This is a genomic window from Paenibacillus sp. H1-7, from assembly GCF_022354825.1.
Lineage (GTDB): Bacteria > Bacillota > Bacilli > Paenibacillales > NBRC-103111 > Paenibacillus_S.
The window spans coordinates 1,223,588-1,245,473 of sequence record NZ_CP031168.1 but is presented as its reverse complement, the minus strand read 5'-3'; the positions used below and the strand labels follow the sequence as shown (position 1 = coordinate 1,245,473).

17 protein-coding genes are annotated in these 21,886 nt (G+C 53.6%); 6 read left to right on the top strand and 11 right to left on the bottom strand.

The genetic code is table 11. The features are described 5' to 3' along the window. Positions 1-4: 4 nt before the first annotated feature. The 7 genes from DVH26_RS05680 to DVH26_RS05650 all read right to left on the bottom strand — a co-directional run bounded on the left by DVH26_RS05680 (position 5) and on the right by DVH26_RS05650 (position 10,773). Positions 5-1,444 carry an SWIM zinc finger family protein gene (locus DVH26_RS05680; protein WP_239632069.1) on the bottom strand — a complete coding sequence of 480 codons (1,440 nt, stop codon included), beginning with the start codon at positions 1,442-1,444 and terminating at the stop codon, positions 5-7. Positions 1,445-1,980: 536 nt separating this feature from the next. Continuing rightward, positions 1,981-3,942 carry a dihydroorotate dehydrogenase gene (locus DVH26_RS05675; protein ID WP_239632066.1) on the bottom strand — a complete coding sequence of 654 codons (1,962 nt, stop codon included), beginning with the start codon at positions 3,940-3,942 and terminating at the stop codon, positions 1,981-1,983. 403 nt (positions 3,943-4,345) lie between these two features. Continuing rightward, positions 4,346-5,122: a hypothetical protein gene (locus DVH26_RS05670; RefSeq protein WP_239632064.1), complete on the bottom strand. Its 777-nt coding sequence runs from the start codon at positions 5,120-5,122 to the stop codon at positions 4,346-4,348. A gap of 198 nt (positions 5,123-5,320) precedes the next feature. Then, a complete protein-coding gene (locus tag DVH26_RS05665) occupies positions 5,321-6,268 on the bottom strand; it encodes a TRM11 family SAM-dependent methyltransferase (RefSeq protein ID WP_239632062.1) in 948 nt (315 codons plus the stop codon). A 666-nt stretch (positions 6,269-6,934) separates the two neighbouring features. Then, positions 6,935-7,945 carry a galactose/methyl galactoside ABC transporter permease MglC gene (gene mglC / locus DVH26_RS05660; RefSeq protein WP_239632059.1) on the bottom strand — a complete coding sequence of 337 codons (1,011 nt, stop codon included), beginning with the start codon at positions 7,943-7,945 and terminating at the stop codon, positions 6,935-6,937. A gap of 92 nt (positions 7,946-8,037) precedes the next feature. Next, positions 8,038-9,555, bottom strand: coding sequence for a sugar ABC transporter ATP-binding protein (locus tag DVH26_RS05655; protein ID WP_239632057.1), 1,518 nt, complete (start codon positions 9,553-9,555; stop codon positions 8,038-8,040). Between the two features lie 156 nt (positions 9,556-9,711). Then, a complete protein-coding gene (locus tag DVH26_RS05650) occupies positions 9,712-10,773 on the bottom strand; it encodes a galactose ABC transporter substrate-binding protein (RefSeq protein WP_239632055.1) in 1,062 nt (353 codons plus the stop codon). Between the two features lie 203 nt (positions 10,774-10,976). Here DVH26_RS05650 and DVH26_RS05645 point away from each other — a divergent pair, with 203 nt between their 5' ends. Further along, positions 10,977-11,474, top strand: a complete 498-nt coding sequence (locus DVH26_RS05645; protein ID WP_239632053.1) for an NUDIX hydrolase — start codon at positions 10,977-10,979, stop codon at positions 11,472-11,474. Between the two features lie 168 nt (positions 11,475-11,642). Here the strand turns inward: DVH26_RS05645 and DVH26_RS05640 are convergent, their stop codons facing one another. From DVH26_RS05640 to DVH26_RS05630, 3 genes are all read right to left on the bottom strand, one after another. Next, complete coding sequence (locus tag DVH26_RS05640; RefSeq protein WP_239632051.1) at positions 11,643-12,251, bottom strand: SRPBCC family protein; 609 nt, start codon at positions 12,249-12,251, stop codon at positions 11,643-11,645. Between the two features lie 41 nt (positions 12,252-12,292). Next, positions 12,293-12,886: a TetR/AcrR family transcriptional regulator gene (locus tag DVH26_RS05635; protein ID WP_239632049.1), complete on the bottom strand. Its 594-nt coding sequence runs from the start codon at positions 12,884-12,886 to the stop codon at positions 12,293-12,295. Positions 12,887-13,059: 173 nt separating this feature from the next. Further along, on the bottom strand, positions 13,060-13,950 hold the full coding sequence (locus DVH26_RS05630) for a LysR family transcriptional regulator (RefSeq protein ID WP_239632047.1): 891 nt from the start codon (positions 13,948-13,950) through the stop codon (positions 13,060-13,062). Between the two features lie 173 nt (positions 13,951-14,123). Between DVH26_RS05630 and DVH26_RS05625 the strand changes: the two genes are divergently transcribed. From DVH26_RS05625 to DVH26_RS05605, 5 genes are read left to right on the top strand one after another with little or no spacing between them, the layout of a single operon-like run. Further along, positions 14,124-15,224, top strand: a complete 1,101-nt coding sequence (locus DVH26_RS05625) for an extracellular solute-binding protein (RefSeq protein ID WP_239632045.1) — start codon at positions 14,124-14,126, stop codon at positions 15,222-15,224. Between the two features lie 4 nt (positions 15,225-15,228). Then, complete coding sequence (locus DVH26_RS05620) at positions 15,229-16,908, top strand: ABC transporter permease (protein ID WP_239632043.1); 1,680 nt, start codon at positions 15,229-15,231, stop codon at positions 16,906-16,908. A gap of 14 nt (positions 16,909-16,922) precedes the next feature. Further along, positions 16,923-18,074 (top strand): ABC transporter ATP-binding protein, encoded by a 1,152-nt coding sequence (locus tag DVH26_RS05615; RefSeq protein ID WP_239632041.1) that lies wholly within the window; start codon positions 16,923-16,925, stop codon positions 18,072-18,074. 6 nt (positions 18,075-18,080) lie between these two features. Continuing rightward, the gene (locus DVH26_RS05610) at positions 18,081-18,746 is read left to right on the top strand and encodes a metallophosphoesterase family protein (protein WP_239632039.1); all 666 of its coding nucleotides are present in this window, start codon (positions 18,081-18,083) and stop codon (positions 18,744-18,746) included. 49 nt (positions 18,747-18,795) lie between these two features. Further along, entirely contained in the window at positions 18,796-20,376 is a 1,581-nt protein-coding gene (locus tag DVH26_RS05605; RefSeq protein WP_239632037.1) for a choice-of-anchor I domain-containing protein, read from the top strand. 71 nt (positions 20,377-20,447) lie between these two features. Here the strand turns inward: DVH26_RS05605 and DVH26_RS05600 are convergent, their stop codons facing one another. After that, a complete protein-coding gene (locus DVH26_RS05600) occupies positions 20,448-21,824 on the bottom strand; it encodes a UDP-N-acetylmuramoyl-tripeptide--D-alanyl-D-alanine ligase (RefSeq protein ID WP_239632034.1) in 1,377 nt (458 codons plus the stop codon). Positions 21,825-21,886: the final 62 nt, after the last annotated feature.

The following is a 21,886-nucleotide window of genomic DNA, read 5'->3' as shown; positions in this document are numbered from 1 at the left end:
TTACCTAGATCAAACGGACAAGCCCGTTATCTGTAACTATTCCGAGCGGCTGCGCATGCAATCGGCCCGTGTCCAGATCGTGCCCGAACATGACCAGTACCGCTTGACCTTCCCTATGCTCATCCTTAAGCAGGGGAAGCAGCTGTGTTCCCGGGTGCCCGATATGCTCCAGGTCGCTGAGCGCGATCGTTTTGCCCGCTTCGTCCGCTATCGCATACGTATCCCCCGCCCGGAATAGGCGTGAAGCATGCAGCAAAACAACCGGATGCTTATCGCTCAAAGGATTTTTGATCTGGTTCTTGACCATTTTCACGGCCTCGGCATAAGATCGATGCGAATGCGAGCGTGCGATGTCCCAATCTCCACGCTGCGGCTCACGGAACGACACCGACTCCCAACGGATCCGCGGGTTCACATCTCCCGGATAAACGAAGCACTCCTTCGCTTGCACGACGGCAGCCATAGAATCCTCTTCCTTGATATGCTTCGCTGCCCGGAACGGCCGGTAATGGCGGGACGAATAGATGGCTCCCGTCTGCAGATGAATCCACCAGCCCTCATCTACATACTCTCCGCGCACTTCGTCCGTGTTAGAATGAAAGCCAAGCTGCAGCAGCTCCGCATCAGCCAGCACTAGACCGGCTTCCTTGAGCTCCGCCAGCTGCCATGCATGGCCGAGCAGCTCTTCGATAGCGCTGTCCGTTGCCATCGACAAATCCGGGTTCTCCTTGCGGGCCGTCAAATACTCGGTGCTTTTTTTGGCAAGCATGTGCAAATACGTCAGCCGGTCCATCGCTTCCGTATAGTCCCGTTCCCGTTGATTTCCCTGTCCGAGAAGCTGCAGAAGTTCACGGAAAGAGGCCTGTGCCCCGGGCAAGTAATAATTTCCCAGCTGCTTCGCCTGCTCCTCCAATGTACGGAGCGCCTTCGCATCGACGCCGGCCAAGCCCGTCTGGACGATATCGCGGACCAGCTTGTTCAGCAGCTGCAGCCCGTCCAGCTGGGCGGCGATTTTTTTGACCAGGGCGGACTTGTTCGTTTTCCGCTTGGCAGCCGGCTCCGTCTGGCCCTCCGCGAGACTCTCCTGCTTCTTGTCTTCCCGCTTTTGCACTTTCTCCCGCTTGTCCGCAATCTCTTCAGGGATATCCTCCGTCTGAAACGGAGCTCCTGCGGCGTACGCATACAACAGGCCCAAAATATGCTTGCACGGAAATTGGCGGCTCGGGCAGGAGCAGCGGAACACCGGGCTTTCCGGCTTTATATAATCCGCAGAACACCGGTAAGGCTCCTTCCCGCTTCCTTTGCACTCGCCGAAGACCAACGTTCGGTCGTCTGACAAGCACAGCTTGGGAAAGCTGTTTTTCTTCACCAGATCACGGCCGTTTTTGATGGCGGCGCTGTTTAAGGCCAACGAATCTACATACGTTTCCGTAATATCTACCATAGGATACCTCACGTCTTATTTGGCAAAATGATGTTCCTTCACTATTTTCCACGTTATGTAATGAATTTCCTTTTTATGATTCAGCGTCCAATTACTCTGAGTCTGCAGCTCATTAAAAAGTCTTTAACGGGAGCTCCCTGTTCTCATGAGAAAACCTATACCGATGCATTTCAAAGATGAGCGACCTCAAAGTTTTGCTTTAGCAAAACCCGCTTCGTAAGTATGGCAGGTTTTATCGCCAAATAGAATTTTGCATCCGATGACCTCGGAATCTAAAAGTTCTTTTGTGGTAAAAAAAATCCGACCGTCGTTAGACAGCGGATGAGCTTGTTGAGAAACCCTTAGAACTTAAAAGCGGCACGGGTACCCCTGTGGGGTATCTCCCTCCGGCCGCTGTTGTTCTCGGGAAACTTTATAATCTAGTTTTTAGCGGTGATTTCCCGAGAACAAAGGCGGTTGCTTACGCTCCTCCAGGAGATCGCTCACCTATCCCCTTTTAGCATCAACAGCCTGGTCGGCAGGGGCAGGGGCAAGGCTCATTCTTTGTCGACAGAGCCTCCTTGCACCTCCTCTTTAGCCATCATATAGGGATACAGAAGAAGGAGTCCGGCAGCATAGAAGCCGAAAGCGAAATAAGCGGGGAGCAGATGGATGAAGCTCGTGTAGCCGATCGCCCAATGAATGCTGAAGCCTGCCAGGAAGCCGGGAAAGCCTCCGATCAGGAACGTCCACCACAACCAGCGCTGACCTTTGTTAATTCCCCATAGGGCGGCTGCCAGCAAGGCGACAGCATTGGAAAACAGCGCTCCGCCGAACCCGGCGCGGTCATGCGCTATTAGCGGAATCAACCGGTCGTTGATGTCCGCCAGCATTTGAGGGGTCGCGCACAAATATTGCAAATCCTGCGGAACGAACACACGGGTCACACCTACAAAGGCTATGACCAGGCCCCCGACAGCCAGCGAAAATCCAAGCATGACCATCATGAGCTGCCCCCATTGGGCGCGGCGCCAGTGCCGGTCGTTGGCTGTATTCGGCCGATCCCTCGGTGGCAAATCCTCGTTTCCTCTCATCGACAAAATAAACATCGGGAGAAGGATAGCGGCAGCCAATGCATGCAGCGGATCGAAATACCCGTAGCCCAAATACAGAAAAAAGCTGCTGAAGCCTACGATACACGACATCAGGAGTGCGCTCTTCGCCCAATGCAGCCCGTAGCGAAGGCCGTGATACGCAAACTGAAAATACAGGATGCCGATCGAGATCATCGTGCCCGCCAATGTCACCCTGTCATGAGACATGAAGCCTAGCAATAACGGATTAGCCTGTGAGAGGGATGCCTTTGCCATTCCTAGAAACTGTGTGTCATAAGGCAGCACTACGGTTGTCGCAGCGATCAGCCAGGCAATAATCCCTCCGATCATCATGCCGATGCCAAGCAAGCACATCCAGCCCCAATGAGTCCAAAACGATTTGGGAGCAGGTGCAGCCTCATTGCGGATCAGCTCGTATACGATGGCTTCATTGATCCGTTTGGGGAGCCCCGGGCCGGAATATACCAGTCCGCTGTGCAGCTGGACATAGGAAGCGCCGGCTTGCAGCAAATCCAGCGCATCCCGGGGCTCGTGGATACCGCCGCAAGCGATCAGCTTCACTTCGGGTCCGCACTTCCCGCGGATCAAGCGCAGCTTGTCGGCGCTCGCTTGCTTGCCGGAGCGCCCTATCGCCGATCCCTCCTCGGTACGGATGGCTTCCCCCGCCACCATGCCGGCCCACGCTTCCATTCGCAGCCGATCCAGCAAACGCTCGAGCTTGGGCAAAGGGTAATCGAGCGGAATATATAAAAATAACGGCTTGGCGCCGCCGCCCTCACCGGATTTCATCTCCTTCGCCGCCTGAACGACAGCTTCCAGAAGCTGAACCGTCTCGTCGAGCTCCCATCGTTCCTCCAGCACGTCAATATAAAATCCCGCTGCATACGGCTCCAACGCCTCCAGCATACGCTTCTGCTCCAGAAGCGCTTCTTCGGGAGTGCTGTCCGGCATGCTTCGAATTCGCAGCATAAGCGGCAACCTGTGCCCCTGCTTGCGCTTCATCCGCTGAACGGTAGCATCCAGTCCCGGATTGGCGTAAGCATCGGGGTACAGAATTTCTTCGTTCGCTGCATCTCTTACAATCTGCCCTCTGCGTTCGATCTCCTCGACGGTAACCGGTCCGATCTCAATAAAACCGATTCCGAACTGGGCTATGGCCCGGTGGGCGACTCCGTTCGGATCGAGGCTGCCGGATAACCCGACGGGATAACGCAGACGTATGCCAGCCAGCTCGCTCTCCAGCAGCGGCGAAGCCTCCATATGTCCGAGCGTGCGGATAACAAAGCTGCCGCCCGGTATTTTGCTCAAAGAACCCATCGCATGCAGAGTAAAATCTCTGGCTATTTCGGACGGCAGACTGAACAGCAAGGGGCGAAATATCGTTTGGTACGACCAGTCCGGCATGATAACCACTCCAAACCTGATTAATGAACAGCAGCTAATTCGGTCTATTCCACTAATTTACAACGCCTTTCCTTGCAGGGCAACCAAGAAACGTGAGAAAAAGGTCTATCGGCGTATTACAGCCTGATTGATCTGAAAATTTTGCTTTAGCAACTCGATTCGAAAGCATGGCGGATTGTATTACTAATTCGAATCTTGCATCTGACGGCTTCGGATTCTTAATAAATTCGGGCGTAGTAAAAAAATGACCGGCAGGCGAAGGATTTCGCTGCGCGGTCAGCTTGTTGTTGCTTTTTGGAGATTCAAATCGATATTTCTGAGCTTAGCGAGCGGATTTTTATATTGGAGCGTCTTTTCGAAAGCGAGTGGATGGAGCGAGGCAAGGAAACGATAGTCGCCTCTGCTATGTTGGATTGGTTTGACGCTGCAGCCGGAGCAGCTCTCCTGAATACAGCAGAAGCAGCGCATACAGAAACAGCATTCCGGCAGCCCCCCAAGAGATGAATACTATCGGAGGCGTCCCGGGATTGGCTATCCCTATCGCCACGAGTGCCCAAACGGTCACCAGCATATAGAATGGGTCGCGGTAACGATAGCCTACCCATAAGCTGACTAAAGAGGCTGTTAAGATGAGAATCACGGTCCACAACGTTTCGGGCAGCCCGAATCCGTTCCAATCGTTTGCATATAACACTACCGCGAGGTTTACCAGGGCAGCAACGGAAATCCAGCCAATGTACAGACTGAACGGCACCTGAACAAGCCAGCGGACTGCCGCGTCCGACGACCAACCGGCGTGCCGCGTATTCGAGTAAATCCCTATCAGCGCTATCAGCAGGCCGAGCATGGAAAACATGGAAGAAGCAATAGACAGACTTTGCCACAATAACAGCCAGCTGATGTTAAAAAAGCAGCTTGCCACGAACCACGGTCCTATGGCTCGAACTTCATTCTTCTCTGACTTAGCGGGCAGAAGTTGGACGATGACAAAACCGATCAGCAGAGCATAGATGAGCCCCCAAATCGAGAAGGCATACGGCGCGGGGGTTATTTGGACCGGAAACAGGGCGGATATTTCTCCGGTCGACAATCCTTTAAGAGGCTTGATTTGAGCGAGCGCATTCACTACCAATACAGCCGCAAACGACAGTACATTGTACCAACGGAGCAAGCTTGCCATAACGATCTCTCCTATCCCAACTCATACTTACCCAACCTAAGCGGCAAATCGTTTATGATCAATACGACTTCTTATATTGGGGCTGGTACAAGTATATGAGCAGCGATTGGAAGACATGCTTTGGCAAGCTTGACGCTATGCAAAATAAGCCGCTCCGGAAGAAATGCTCCGGGCGGCTTTGCGGATCGTTCAATGTTGTCACGCACAAACGAAAATATGTCGAACAAATCTCCCTTTCCTGACTTCGCAGCGATCGGCAATGACAAATCCGGCCTGTTCAATCGCCTCATCTATCATATCGGTTGCGATGATGACCGCTCTGCCTGCCAGCCTTCGTGCGCTGGTCAGCATCTCCAACTGCTCCCCGGTCGTTAGGACCGAGCATAAATTATAAGGCAAATCGACGATAGCCACGTCGTAGTGCCCCTCGATCCGGCGAATATCTCCCAACGACACGACATTGGGATGGCCGTAATGAGCCAAGTTCACCCTTGCTCCGCGAACGGCGAGCGGATTGATGTCGTTGCCTACGATGTCAATCCCCATCGATAGGGCCTCCAGCACGACCGTTCCGATGCCGCAGCACGGATCGATCGCCCGTGTTCCTGCGGGCTCGGGAACGGCGATATTCGCAACGGCCCGGGCAACGCGGGTGCTCAAAGCCGTAGAGTACTGCTGCGGCTTCTCGTTATGGCGCAGCCACACCGCCTCGTTGCGGCTGCATTCCCCAAACAGCCATCGCCCCTCGATATGGGCGATGCCGAACGTCCGCTGCGGCCTGCGCATCTCCGCTTTGCCGCGAATATGAGAGCCGAGCAAGCGTTCGACGGCTCGCTGCCTGTCATAGTCGACCGTTCCGCCGGTTTCGACGTAGACGACCTTGAAGGTCGCCGACCGTAGCGACAGCTGCTCGACCGACTGCGCCATCTGCTCCAGGCTGTCCGTGTCGTACCGCACGGCCAGCCGCAGCTTCGTGAAAGGGCTGCGGCTCGGATCCACCTCACGCCGGCTTACGACATAGCCTGCGTCTCCCGGATCGCAGCAGAACAATGAGCGATGCTCCAGTCTGCATAGCGGGAGCTCGTCCTCGTGGCAAGCGTAAGTATATACATAAGCAGGCGCTGCTGCTTCTTCATGCTGATCCATTGCGTATTCCCCTTACGTGAATGTTGCTCTGATTGTCTCATTCTCCGGCCTGCTTGTCCACCTTGGGCCGAAGAGTAGGGGCGAGGTGGTGAGATGGGCGGTCAGCGTGGAGATATGCCTTTTCTGCTGTAACGCGGAAAAATCGCGTTACAGCGTGCTCCTGCGCGTTACTTCCACCCTGTAACGCGGTATTTCCTGCTTACAGCCGAGAGTTTCGCTCCTCGGCTGCTTGCCCCTGCTCTGTAACGCGGAAAAATCGCGTTACAGCGTGCTCCTGCGCGTTACATTCCCCTGTAACGCTGTTTTTCCTACTTACAGCCGAGAGTCTCGTAGCTCGGCTGCTTGCCCCTGCTCTGTAACGCGGAAAAACCGCGTTACAGCATGCTCCTGCGCGTTACATCCTCCCTGTAACGCGGAATTTCCTGCTTACAGCCGAGAGTTTCGCTCCTCGGCTGCTTGCTCCTGCTCTGTAACGCGGAAAAACCGCGTTACAGCGTGCTCCTGCGCGTTACATCCTCCCTGTAACGCGGAATTTCCTTCTTTCAGCCGATAATTCTGACCCTCGGCTTCATTCCCCAGCACAGCGACACAAAAAAAACGCTCCATAGCAAAGGCTGCATATAGCAGCCCCTGTCTATAAAGCGCTTTTCCATCGCGTCACTCTTATTATTTTTTAGCCAAATATTTGCGGATATCAAAGGCTACTGCGGCAACAATGATCAAGCCTTTAATGATCAGCTGCCAGTAAGGGCTGACGCCGATGAACGTAAGTCCGTAGTTGATGACTCCGAAGATCAAGACGCCTACCAGCACGCCAGGTACGGTTCCGATCCCTCCGGCCGTGGACACCCCGCCTACGACGCAGGCTGCGATGGCGTCCAGCTCGTACATGTTGCCGTAGTTGTTCGTCGCACCGCCGGTTCTTGCCGCTTCCAAAACGCCGCCAAGTCCATACAGAGCTCCCGCAAAGGCATAAATGTACAGCAAATTGCGCTTTACGTTAATCCCCGATACAGTAGCGGCCTGGATGTTGCCGCCGATGGCGTACATGTTCTTTCCGAGCCTCGTCTTATTGAACACAACCCAGACGATGAGCGCGACGACGATTGCGATGATGACAATATAAGGGATGGAATAAGAGCCGTTCTGACCGAAAAATCCGGTGCCCAAATTCGTGAAATCTTTGCGCAAGCCTGCAATAGGCTGTGATTCGTTCGGCTTCAAATCGAAGTAAATCGAGTTCGCCCCGTACACGATAACCATCGTGCCCAATGTGGCGATAAAGGGCGGCACGCTGAGCCGTGATACGATCCAGCCGTTAAGCAGTCCTACGACAAGCCCGGCGAGAATACCGATAGCAATCGGCGCCCACAAGGGCAAGTCCGGCATATCCGGGAAAAACCGTCGCGGATAATCCGACATTTGCAGCATGGAGGCGGATAATACAGCCGTCAGACCGACGACGCGCCCAGCGGACAAATCCGTGCCTCCGGTGATCAGGATGAACGCCATCCCGAGCGCAATAATGGCTCTCGTTGAATTTTGCAGCAAAATATCGCGAAAAATATCAATGGACAAAAATCGCGGATCCGATATCGCTATTCCTATGACGAGCACGATCAACACCATGTAAATCGCATTTTGCGTCAAAAAGTTACTTACTTTGTTGGTTTGCATTTTTGATCCTCCTAAAAGTTTTGCGGTAGCAAAACTGACTTCGTAAGCGATACTGGGCTTTCCGAAGGAAAGCCTTCTTCGTAAACTCCATATCACACCATATATTTGGTCGCCAGGCGCATAATCTCTTCTTCCGTCGCGTCTTTACCTTCCACAATGCCGGATAATCGCCCTTCGCACATCACCATGATGCGGTCGCTCATTCCGAGCAGCTCTGGCATTTCCGAGGAAATCATAATGATGCTCTTCCCCTGCTTCGCCAGATCGGCGATGATCGAGTAGATCTCGAACTTGGCCCCGACATCGATGCCGCGGGTCGGCTCGTCGAGCAGCAATATGTCCGGCTCGGTCAACAGCCACCGGGCCAGCAGCACCTTCTGCTGGTTGCCTCCGGACAAGTTTTTGATCAGCTGCTTGACCGATGGCGTCTTCACGCGCAGCTGTTCCACGCTTCGCTCAGCCTCGTCCCTGATTTTCCGTTCGTTCAGCAGGAAGAACGGATTAATGTACCGGTCGAGGTTGGCAATCGCCGTATTTTCCTGGATCGACAGCACCGGGAAAATCCCCGTTACCCGCCGTTCCTCGGTCAACAGCGCGATCTTATGCTTCTTCGCATCGATCGGCGCCTTGAAGCGCACCGGCTTGCCGCGCAGAGAGATCGTACCGGCCGATACCGCACGCAGGCCGAACAGCGCCTCGATCAATTCGGTTCGCTGAGCTCCGACGAGGCCGCCGAGCCCGAGCACTTCCCCTTTGCGAAGCTCGAAGGATACGTCCTTGAACGATTTGGCGATGGGCGAAGTGAGACCTTCCACCTTCAGCAGCACGTCCCCCGGCACATTGGTCCGCTCCGGGAACCGCTGGCTTAAATCGCGTCCGACCATCCGGGTAATAATCAGATCGGTCGTCAGCTCCGCCGCCGGCCAAGTGCCGATCAGCTTGCCGTCCCGCATGATGGTCACTTCATCGGAAATACGCAATATTTCCTCCATTTTGTGCGAAATATAGATGATCGCTACGCCGCGGCTTTTCAGACTGTCGATAATTTTGAACAGCGCTTCGACTTCGTTACCCGTCAAGGACGAGGTAGGCTCATCCATAATAATGACTTTGGATTGAAACGATACGGCTTTGGCGATTTCAAGAGACTGCAGCTTCGAGACCGACATCGAGCCCGCAAGCGCATTCGGATCGATATCCATTTCGAGCTCGCGGAACAGCTCTACCGTATCTTTATACATCTTTTTATGATCGACGAGCTGGAACGGCCCGATGCCCTTGAGCGGAAACCGTCCAAGCCAAATATTTTCCATCACATTGCGCTGCGGAATCGGGTGCAGCTCCTGATGAATCATAGATACGCCATGATCCAGCGCATCCTTGGAGTTTTTCAAGTCCACCTTGCTGCCGTTCAAATAAATGTCGCCCCCATCGGGCGTATATATTCCGAAAAGACACTTCATCAGCGTCGATTTTCCAGCGCCATTTTCTCCCATCAGAGCATGTACCGTACCCGGACGAACCTTAAGCGTTACATTATCGAGCGCCTTCACACCGGGAAACTCCTTGGAGATATTGTTCATTTCAAGTAAAAATCCGCTTTGTGTCACGGTAACGCCCCCTTCGAAAAAGAAAGCAAGGGTACAACGAAAGCACACATTGCCCCTTGCCCTGTCGTACTATTTGAAAAAACGGAACATCTCTAACCTAAATCGCCTATTTCACCTGTACCGAGCTAATGCTGCAATTTTTACAAAAAAACCGGATTATTTCGCGTCGTTCATGTTTTCTTTCGTAATTTTTTTGTACGGTACCCATACATATTTGCCGTCGGTAATTTCGTAGCCTGTATTGTCCTTATTAGGCGTTTGGCCTTGCGCCAGCACATTAGCCAGGTTGAAGGTTGCCTTTCCTTGGTTCTTCGCATCGTTCAGCACGGTACCGAGCAATGTGCCCTCTTCGAGCGCTTTCAGAGCGGGAGCCGTTGCGTCAACGCCTACGACAGGAACGTATTTGTTGTCCTTGAAGTAGCCTTTTGCCTTCAAAGCTTCAATAGCTCCGAGCGCCATATCGTCGTTGTTCGCGAATACGGCTTCGATTTTGTCGCCGTGGGATGCCAGGAATGCAGCCATTTTTTCTTGTCCTTTTACGCGGTCCCACATGGCGGTGTCTTCAGCCAGCTTTTGAACCTTGATACCTGCATCTTCCACGGCTTTGATCGAGAACTTGGTGCGCAGCTCGGCGTCTTGATGCCCTGGCTCGCCTTTCAGCATAACGTACTGCAGCGTGCCGTCCTTATTCTTGTCCGCTTCCGGATGGGATTTGAAATAGTCGACGACAAGCTGGCCTTCCATCGTGCCGGATTGCTCGGCCTTCGCGCCAACGTAGTACACTTTATCCCACTTCTTCATATCGTCGGCCAACGGCTCACGGTTAAAAAATACAACCGGCGTATTGGCAGCCTTCGCTTTGTCGATAATAACTCCAGCGCCTGTACGGTCAACCGGGTTGATGGCAAGCGCATTCACTTTCTTCGTAATGAACAAGTCGACTTTATCGTTTTGCGTCGGCTGCGAGTTTTGGCTGTCTACGATGTCCGCCTGCGCTTTGCCTTCAGCCGCACTCGAAATCGCGTTGCGCACTCCCGTCATGAACGTATCGTCGAATTTATAAATCGCTACGCCGAGCACCGGTTTTTTTGCAGCGCCGCCGGAACCGGTTGGTGCCCCTCCGCTTGATGCCCCTGTATTCGTTCCTCCCGTGCTGGCGCAGCCTACTGCCGTTGTGATCAACGCTGCCGCAAGAAGCGTGGATACGACCTTTTTCATATAAGTGACCTCCATTTGTTTAAAAAATGTAATCGTCTTTGCTTTCTCATTATCGTTTATGTTGGTTCAAAAGCACATGCAAAATTCTCATCTGTTCTATCGAAATTCTCATATGTTATTGGCAACTATTTGCTCGGCATGCGCAGCTCATCGATATCTATTCTGCTATACTGGGAGTAATGCGCTGCGGAGGTGAAGCCACCATGAGATACGATTTTTGCCCGAAATGCGGGGGAAAGCTTGCTCTGAACGAGCGAAAAGAAACAACCCGCCCTTATTGCACGGCTTGCGGTTTTATTTTTTATCAAAATCCTGCGGTCGGCGTTGCGGCCATACTACTGCGGGACAACAAAGTGCTGTTAGGCAAACGAAAAGGAAGCTACGAGGGGCAATGGTGCATTCCTTGCGGCTATGTCGAATGGGATGAGGATGTGTACGACGCGGCCCGGCGGGAGTTTCTCGAGGAGACAGGGTTAACGATTCGTATAACAGAAGTGTATTCCGTTCAGTCCAACTTTCATAATCCGGAGCAGCATACGGTGGGTATCTGGTTTATGGCCGAGGTGCTGGAGGGTGAGCTTGCCGCAGGGGACGATTTGCAGGATGCGGGATTTTTCTCGTATGACAAGCTGCCTGACTTAGCGTTTCCAACCGACGCAGAGGTGTTGAGGAAGTTAAAGGAGGAGCGGCTGCTGGCTTGAACGCAGCTAATGTTCTAGTGTGCAGCCGGCGTTCTGTCCTCTCTGAAGCAAAGCCGTAGTCAGTTGAGCACCAAGACCAGTCGGCTACTAGAAAGGTTCGTTACGCAAAAAACGCCGCGCCCGGCAGATCGCTTTCAAAAAGCGAGACTGTGCGGCGCGGCGATACAGTTAACCGAGCTTTTCCTGCAAAACAGCTGCAGCGTTTTCCCAATATTGCTTCATTTCGTCTCTCACATAGAAATCCGCCATATTTTCCTGATGAAAGCTGATGGTCAGCTTGCCGGTAGCCGTTGGGATCAAACGGATTTGCAGCGTCGAAGGCCGGTCCCAATCCTTCTTCTTCCATGTCAGCCGCAGCTGCTGCATCGGTTTCACGACACGCATTTCGCCGGAGATGCCCTCATCGGATTGAAACGTCTGGCCAGGCTGGAAATCAAGGGCTGGCAGTCCGCCAAGCCACAGCTTCATGCCTTCCGGTGAAGTAAGGAACGCCCATGCAGCCTCCGCCGTGACTGGATACGTTCTTCTTACGCCTACCTGATAGCCTGCGCCTGCGGATGCGGTCTTGCCGACAGGCTTATTGCCCTTGAATTCCTCATAATGATCGGCTATCCGCCCGGCCGGTTCGATCCCAACCTCATACACGGAGGTCAGGTAATCCACCAATTGACCGTGAGACCAGTCCTTCTCCGCCTCCCGGCTCAGCACATCCATCCACGATGCAATGGTACGGCCCGTATCCGCTTCCACGGCTTGTTGCGATGAATAGTTGGTCAAACGAATTCCTCCTTTGATATAAAGTAAGTTATTCATAAAAACTAGGTGGTGAGTCCTCTGGCAAACAGCTCGATGCTCGACTGCATAAATTCCTCCAAAGAAACGGCCGTCATGGATGATGCACCATACAGGCCGGTCATGAAGGCTCCATAGTTCATCCACATGAACGTCATGGCTTGCGCCTCGGAACGGGTCGGAATCATCCTGCCTTTGCTCTGCATGGATTCAAAATAGTCCGTCAGTCTTTCCTTCAGCTGACGCGGGTGCTTCTCCGCATGCTTCCGCAAATCCGCCAGCTCGTTATCCTGGAGCACGATGCGGATAAGCTTTCGATTTTGATGCATTATCTCATGGTACGTCTTGCTGATCAGCAGGAGGTCGTTGCGCAAATCCCACACCATCTCTTCCGCAAAAATACGCTGCATCTCGCCGGTATAATAAAACCGGTCGATCGCCTCCTCCAGAAGCTTCCGCTTGCTGCCGAAATACCGGAACAAGGTCATTTCACTAAACCCTGCCGACGCAGCGATTTCTTTGGTCGAAACGCCCTTGTATCCTCGTTCGGCCATCAAATCGATCGCTGCAGTCATCATTTTATCTTTATTGCTCAGCTTCTTCGTTGTCGGTGCCTCCATCTCTTAAGTCATTGCCAAAATGTTAGTAAACACTAACATTTTTCCTTCATTATATCGTTCTCACGCATATTGTCAATAGATGCAAGCCTTTATCTTGCCTGCTGCTCATTGCCGTATCTCGCGGGACTGCGCAAAAAAAACCGCATCCCATCCGAACGCGGCTTTTTCCTACGTTACTCCTGACAGCGGCTTTGCATAAATCCGATAAACGTACGTACCTGGTAAGCCAATATATCCTCATCGCGGTAAACAAGACAAATATGGCGCTGATTGACGTACCCCGGTAGGTCGCGCACCTCCAGCTCGCCCAGCTCGATCTCCCTTAAGATGCTTCGGCGAGGAAGAATTCCGATGCCCATGTTGAACTTGATCGATTCCTTGATCGTTTCGATTGCGCCTAGCTCCATCCGTACTTCCCACTGCAGCCCTACCTCGCGCGCCCATGCCTCCGACAGCTCACGCGACGTTGACCCCGGCTCGTGAACAAGGAACGGCTCCCCGCGCAGATCGTCCACTTCCAAGTCGGCCATTCCCGCCAACCGGTGATCGGTCGGCATCACCAGCTTCAACTCATCCGGAACGAGAGGAATGACATGCAGCCCGTCCAACGGCACATTCCGCAGCGAAACAACGGCGACGTCGATCTCGTACTCGCGCAGCAGGTTCAGTGTCGTTCCGGCTTTTTTCACGGTGAGCAGCGACATGACCTGCGGGAAGCTGGCCTGAAACGCCCTCATATAGGACGGCAAAAAGTAGGTTGCCGGGGTATAGCTCGCCCCGATCCGCAGCTTGCCCCTCCCCTGCTCCCGGTGCTCCTTCATCAAATGCTCCGCTTCATCCAGCAAAGCTGATATTCTGCGGGCATACGGCAGCAGCGCCGAGCCCGCATCGGTCAGCTGAAAATGGCGCAGCTGCTTCCGAAACAGCTCCACACCCAGCTCCTCCTCCAGCTTTTTCAAATGAAAGCTTACCGTCGGCTGGCGCAAACGCAGCTCCTCCGCCGCTTCGGATAATGTCCGCGAGCTCGCGGCTGTGGCAAACACCCTGATCTGCTGAATATTCACGGCTTCTCCCTCCCATCTTTCAGGCTATATTATAGAATCTATCTATACAACGATCAATATCTATAGAAGTTATTTAACAAAACCTTTGCACTCCGTTTACCTTGCTCTTACATTACTGCGTTAAAGTAAATATTGAACAGGACAAGAACAAGAAAACGGGAGGTTACAATCAGATGCTACGTATAAAAAACAAAACGGCAAGTATGGGAGCTATCGCACTATCTTTAACTCTACTCTTCACAGGATGCGGCAGCAAAACCGAGCCGACGGCAGCAGGCTCCGCCCCCGCGGCGACAAAAGAAAGCACCGCTGCCGCCACTCCTACCCCTGCTCCTGCCAAATCGACGGAGCCTTTGACCGTCTACTTGAACGATTTCGACGAGATTATCGGGCCGATGTTCGAGAAAGCTAGCGGCTACAAGCTGAACATTGTGAGCGGCAACGGCGCGGAGATCATGTCCCGGATCGAAGCGGAGAAAGGGAATCCGCACTGGGATGTCGTGTGGATGGATGCGATGCCGTCGATTCACCAGCTCGGCAAAAACGGACAGCTGCTTGAAGGCTGGTCGCCCAAGAACGTGGACGGTTTAACCGATTTCGCCAAAAAGCTCATCCCGGCCAACAAATCGTACTATGCAACCGGCGCGCATGCCGCATCCGTTCTAATCTACAACACGAAAGCCATCGACGCGGCCAAAGCTCCAAAAACATGGAGCGACCTGTCTAAGCCGGAATTTAAAAACATCGTAGGCATGGCCGATCCTGCCGTCGCCGCACCTGCTTATCCGTTCGTAGCCTGGTTCTTCAATAATCAAGGAATGGACGGCGGCAAAAAATATTTCGACAGCGTCCTTGCAAACGGGGTCAAAGTATACCCTAAAAACCCGAATGTTTCCACCGCGCTGACCGGAGGAGAAATCAAAGTAGCCGCTCTGCAAGAAAGCAACGCATACATTATGAAAAACAAGAAAGAGCCCGTAGAAATCGTATGGCCGGAGGAAGGCGCTCCCGCTTCCGTACGGGTGGCAGCGATTCAAAAGCAGACGAAAAATATGGATGCAGCGAAAGCGTTCGTTGAATTCATCCTTGATCCGAAAACGCAGCAGGAGCTGATCGACAAAGGGGAAGAAAGCTATTTCGAACCGTCCGCCAAAGGTGTAACGGCGAAAAAAGACCGAGCCGCGAACGCCAAGCTCGTCGTAGCCGATCCGGAATGGGCGGCATCGCATGAAGCCGAAATCAAAACCTGGTTTGCCGACAAAGCGGTGAAATAATCGCATGAAACCATTACTTGCAGAAAACAGGACAGGCTGGCTGGTGCTGGCCGTCCTCCTGCTTCTTATTTTACTGCCGCTGGGCGCGGTCATTATTCAAGTGCTGCTGCCGGGCGTTTTTTTCGGGAATCTCGTCTTTGGCGATTTATCCCTCTTGCTGGAAGTGTTCCGCCGGCCCCTGTGGCTCGCTTCCCTGAAAAATTCGGTCACCCTCGGCGTCGGGACGACGATTACAGCGACCCTGCTTGGCGCCGCTCTGGCTACGCTTCGTTCACGCTGGACGTTTCCGACGGCCAAGCTGCTTGATCTATCCGTATGGCTGCTGATCATTACGCCATCGTTCATTTTGGCTCAGGGCTGGGTCATGTTCGCTTCCGCCAACGGGCTGGCCAAGCAATGGTTCGGCTGGACCTGGCTGCACGGACTGATTTTTCAGCCTGTCGGTTTGATCCTGGTTATGACATTAAGCAAATTTCCATTGGCTTATTTAACCGTTTACTCGGCATTGGAATGGAAGGTCGATCAATTCCGCGACGCCGCCCGGCTGAACGGCGGCTCGCCATGGACCGTGTGGCGCACGGTGCAGGCTCCTTTGCTTTTTCCGGCCTACTGCTCCGGCGCTATGCTCGTCTTCATGGATACCGTAGGAGATTTCGGGCTGCCCGCTTCCATTGCTACGGTATTCCGGTTTCCGACACTGCCTTATTCGATCTATTCGGCCTTGTACACATCGCCGATCCGCTTCGATATGGCGGGGGTGCTGTCGTTCTATCTCGTTCTCTTGATTGCGCTCGCTATGATCGTGCAAATGTTCGCCATGCGCCGGGCACGATTCGACTTCCTGTCTTCCCGGGCAACTAAGAGCGAAGCCGTTAGACCGAGAAAGGGCTCCGTCGGCCTCGCAGTTGGAAATATTCTCTTTTTGGGGGTCGTAATTGGTATTCCGGTAGGGTCCAATATATTGATGTCGTTCACCGCTTCGTCGGGAGCCAGCTTGACGCTGGATCATTACCGCAAGCTGTTCATGAACAATTCGGTGCTGCGGGAAGGATTCACCCACTCGTTGGAAATCGCAGCCGTAGCCGGAATCATTGGTCTGATCGTCGGTTTTCTCGTCGCTTACGTGCTTACCTATTCCCAATTTGCGCTGCGCCGCGTCATTGATGTGATTTCCCTTGTATCGCTCGCCGTGCCCGGTGTCGTGCTCGGTATCGGATACATTTTCATCTGGAACCAGAAATGGCTGGATTCCATCGGCCTCCTGCTGTATGGAACGCCTTGGATTCTCGTGCTCGCCAGCGTCGCCGGAGCTATTCCGGTCATTACCCGAATCATCGTCGGCGCGATGGCGAAGGTGCCAGGGCAGCTGCTTTCCGCAGCCCAAATGCAAGGAGCAGGCTTCATCAAGCGGCTTACGACGATTCTTGTTCCTTTGCTTAAAGGAGCGCTAGTATCAGCCGGTCTCGCCGCTTTCGGCGCCAGTGTGTTCGATTTGGCCGTTACGTCGATATTGTTTCCGCCTAATTTCATGACCTTGCCGGTCGTGATCAACAAGGCGTTCGAGGACCTGCAATTCGGTTATGCCTCTGCGGCCACCATTGTCGGCGGAGGTCTTGTCATCCTCATCATCGGTATCGTCGAGCGGCTGTTCAAACGCAAGCACAATGCGCCATCATCTTCATGAAGGAGAACGTCCCTATGAATTCAACGATTCTGGAAGTGCACGAATTGCGCAAAACGTACGGAGCCTTCACCGCGCTGTCGGGAGTGAATTTCTCCGTCCGCTCCGGTGAAATCATCAGTGTGCTGGGGCCGTCCGGCTGCGGCAAATCGACGCTGCTGCAATTGATTGCCGGCCTGCAGCAGCCGGATTCGGGAGAAATCCGTCTTCGCGGAGCGGTCGTAAGCTCGGCGGCACGGCTCGTACCTCCAGAGAAACGAAGCATCAATATGGTGTTCCAGGATTATGCGTTATGGCCCCATATGACGGTTTACGATAATATCGCGTACGGCCTGCATCGCCGGAAAGCTCCGGCCGCAGAGCGCGAGCGTAAAATGAAGGAGCTTGTATCGCTCCTTCACCTGGAAGGTCTCGAGCAGCGGCTGCCGCCCCAATTGTCGGGAGGACAGCAGCAGCGCGTCGCCATTGCCCGGGCTCTGGCTACCCAGCCGGATCTTCTATTGCTTGACGAGCCGTTATCGAATCTGGATATGCGGCTTCGCATCGAGATGAGGACGGAAATGGGGTACCTGTTCCGGCGTTTGGGCACTACGGTGTTCCATGTCACGCACGATCCCGATGAGGCGTTCGCTCTTGCCGACCGTATGGTGGTCATGCGCGCAGGCCGCATCGACCAGCTGGATGTGCCGCAGGCTTGCTACAGCATGCCGGCCACCCGCTCCGTCGCTTCCCTGCTCGGAGCCGGCAACCGGCTGCAGGGCCAATGGGTCGGCACTAGCGCTCAACCGGCAGTACGTATCCAGGATGAAGTGATTGAATGCTTGATGCCTGCCGGTACGGTGCCGTCAACGGAACAAGTCGACTTGCTGTTCCGGCCCGAGGATGTACATTGGATCGACAGCGCTCATGAGGAAGTTGCCGCCGCTGCAAGCCTATCCGGGCAAACCGTTAACGGCAAGCATGGCGAGCGCTCGGTTCCTGCCAACCTTCTTCCGGTACGGATTGTTCACTGTGCCTTTGAAGGCTCCAAATGGAGGCTGCTCGCATCGACGCCGGATGGGCAGAAGCTGGCCTTTATGCACCCTATCTCACTGGAACCGGGGACCTCGGGCTGCGTCGCCATTTCTTCGAAATCAGCTTATGTTTATCCCCATGAAGACGAAAGGTAGAGAACCATGTCCCGAATCCTGGCTATTTCCGATATACACGGTCATACCGACGGCGTCCGTTTGTTGTTGGAAGCCGCCCGTTACGAACCCGGCGTAGACGAATTATTTTTGCTTGGCGACTACATCGATTACGATCCTAGCACATGGAGTGCGCTCGACGATATCCGTCAATTGACGGCGGGCGGCGCCCGCGCCATAGCCGGCAATATGGAAACGTGGCTATGCTCCACACCTAACGAACGGCCAAGCGTTCAAGACGCCGGCCCGGCGTTAGCATCCTGGCTGGATTTTGCCGGAGCCCTGCCTTACTACCAGCTTCACACTTCCTTTTTGTTCGTGCATGCGGGTCTGCGTCCGGGACTTAAGCTGGAGGATCAGCTGCCTGCCGATTTGACGGGCATCCGCGAGCCGTTCTTGCTGACCCGGAACCCGTATCCTCTTCCGGTTATTTTTGGCCATACGCCGACACGCCGCATGGGAGCTGCTCCCGGTGAAATCTGGGTTGGACCGGGCATAATCGGCATCGATACCGGAGCCAAGCACGGCCTGCGGCTGTCGCTGGTCAACCTGACGAATCAGACCGTCTATTCGTGCTCCACCGACCCTGACAACCTGTATGGCGACATGCGCTTCACCGCGTGGGTAAGCCATCCGTATGCTTTACGAAAGTAGCCATTGTTCATAATGACATACCATCATAAACGTTATAGGAGTGCTCACAATGAAACGTAAAATGAAACGCAAACCCGCCATTCTTTCTTTAGCTTCCGTATGCCTTATCGCATCTTCCGTTGCCGCCCCTGCAGCTTACGCCAAAACAGACGATATCCAGCTCCGTCCCGCTATCGAGAATATGGAAGGTCAAGTGAAGTGGAACGAAGCCGAACGGTCGGTAGCCATCCAAGCAGGAAGCGTTCAAGCGAAGGTGATCATCGACAGCGCCGACGCGGAAGTACAGGGCAAGAAATCCTCTTTGGACAAAAAGCCGTATATCCAAGACGGCTCAACCTTTGTTTCTCCGGCAACATTCAAACAAATCCAGACCCAGCTCCTCCAAGCGCAAAATAAAAGCGGCTTTGAGCTCGCAGCTACCTTCTCCATGCCGGGCAAGAATGCCGAAATCGTCTCCTCGACTCCGGACGGCAAAACGCTTCTGGTAACCGAAGCATCGCTTGGCTCCATCAGCATCGTTTCGATCGATGACCTGAACAACATTCAAGCCTTGAAGCAAGTCAGCTTCAAATCGGTATCCGGGCAAGCCGAGGTCACCAGCGTAGCCGTAATGCCGAACGGCAAGCATGCGCTTGTGGCCGTCCGTAAAGGCGACGACGTCGATCATGCGAACAAAGGCGCTCTGGCCGTAGTCGATATCGCAGCAGGCACCATCGTCAAAACGTACGAAGTAGGCATCGGGCCTGATGCCGTCACTTTCTCCAAAGACGGCACGGCCGCCGTCGTATGCATCGAGGATGAAGAGCTCGATCCTGCTCTGGATGAAATTGATTTCTCCCGTGTGAAGCGTCCCGGCTCCATTGCCGTCTTCTCGTTTCCTAATGGCGATGCATTGAACGGAACGATGACGGATATTCCTCTCGATCTTACGAATGCAGGACCGGATGTTACGTATCCGAACGACCCTCAGCCTGAATATGCGGCCATCAGCCCGGACGGCACCACTGCAGCGGTTACTTTACAGGAAAACAACGCAATTGCACTGGTCGACCTAAAGGACAAGAAAGTAACGAAAGTATTCGATCTCGGCACCACCAAGCATAAAGCCGATTTGAAAAATGACGGCATCATCGCCTTCAAGGATGATTTGACGGCGCGTCCCGAGGCGGATGGTATCGTATGGAGCGCGGACGGCCGCTACTTGTATACGGCCAATGAAGGGGATCTGGGCAAAGACGAGTTTAAGGACGGGGTCAAATCCGGCGGCCGCAACATTATGGCCTGGGACCTGAACGGCTCCGTAGTATACGACAGCATGGAGCTTATCGACCGCTCCAATGCCAAGGTCGGCTTGTATCCCGACGACCGCAGCCCTAACCGCGGCAGCGAGGTTGAGAATTTGACGCTGGGCGAAGTGGACGGCAAGCAAATTTTGGCCGTGTGCTCCGAGCGCGCAAGCACGATCTTGTTCTTCGATGTTACGGATGCTGCCAAGCCTTCATACTTAGGTCTGGTCCCTGCCGGCGGCACAGCTCCGGAAGGTATTCACAAAGTGAATGGGCGCGATTTGTTCGTTAGCGCTGAAGAAGAAACAGGAACTTTGAGCTTCTACCAATACACCAAGAAGTAATTATTCCACCACTGTGAAAAAAAAGAAGTCCCGGAACCTGATGCCGGGACTTCCTTCTATTTTATTGAACTTTATAATAAAAACGGCACTATCGTCTCCAGCTGCATGCCTCTCGAGCCTTTCAACAGTATGGCGTCACGCTCTTTCAGGCTGCATTTCAGCTCCTTCACGAGCTCTTCCTTGTCTTCGAACGAACGCACCCTGCCGCCTCCGGGAGGGAATCTTTTCTCCGCCTCTAATGCAATGTACTTCCCAAGAGAACCGATGGTGAAGACAAAATCAATGGCATCTGGATCGATATTTCTGCCAATGTCCCGATGAAATTCTTCCTCCTGCTCACCCAGCTCCAGCATATCGCCCAGAACAAGAACCCTCCTGGAAAACCCTTCTAGTTGTTTCATTGCATCAATCGCAGCGGCCATCGATATCGGGCTGGCGTTCCACGCATCATTAATGATCAAAAATCCATGAGGCGACATGATCTTTTCCATTCTCATGCCGGTTAGAGTCAACGCTTGAAAGCCCTCGGCAATTTTATCTGCCGGAATCCCAAGCTGCGAGGCGGCTGCAGCGGCTGCCAACGCATTTTGGACATTGTGCGCGCCGAGCAGCGGGATACGATACTTAGCGGAGCCGACTGTAAACGAGGAGCCTTCGGAATCCGTTTCAACCGTTTCGGCACGAATGTCGTTGGATGGCCTTTCGCCGAACCTTACCGCTTTAAACGGCTTGCTCCGCTGAAGCTCCTCGATACGGTTAACAAGTAAAGGCTCGTCACCGCTGTAAATCAGAACCCCTTCGTCCGTCATTCCGCTGACGATTTCCAGCTTAGCCTCGGCGATATTTTCGCGCGAACCGAGCGATGACAAATGAGACACGCCAATCATTGTAATGATTGCAGTATCGGGTCGGCACATGCGCGACAAACGCTCGATCTGTCCTCTTTCGCTCATTCCCATCTCAATGACGGCAACGTCGTCATTATCGCTTATTTGCAGCAGAGTCAATGGAACGCCGATCTGACTGTTTAAATTTCCCGCCGTCTTATGAACGCGATAGGTCGTCGCTGCTACCGAATTGATCATGTCCTTCGTCGTTGTCTTGCCGTTGCTGCCGGTAATGCCAATGACTTTAACCGGGAGCTCCCGGCGGTAAGCAGCTGCGAGCTGTTGGAGCGCTTCTAAACTATCCTCCACGAAAATAAGCGGAACATCCTGCGGAGGATTCGGATGGCTAGTCTGCCATAAAGAAGCGACGGCCCCGCCAGCAATGGCTTCTTGGACATAGTCGTGACCATTGAGCTGCCGAACGATCGGGACAAACAGATTTCCCTTCGTAACGTTTCGCGAATCAATCGTCACTCCTCGAATCTCAAGCTCATCGTATCGAGAGGACAGTCCGTGTCCTCCCGCCATTTGTTCAATGACTTTCAGCTTGCGGCAAATCATCGGCAGGTCACTTCCTTCCTCGCTGCATGGCTAGAAATGAACGATCGCACCGGTTTGGCACT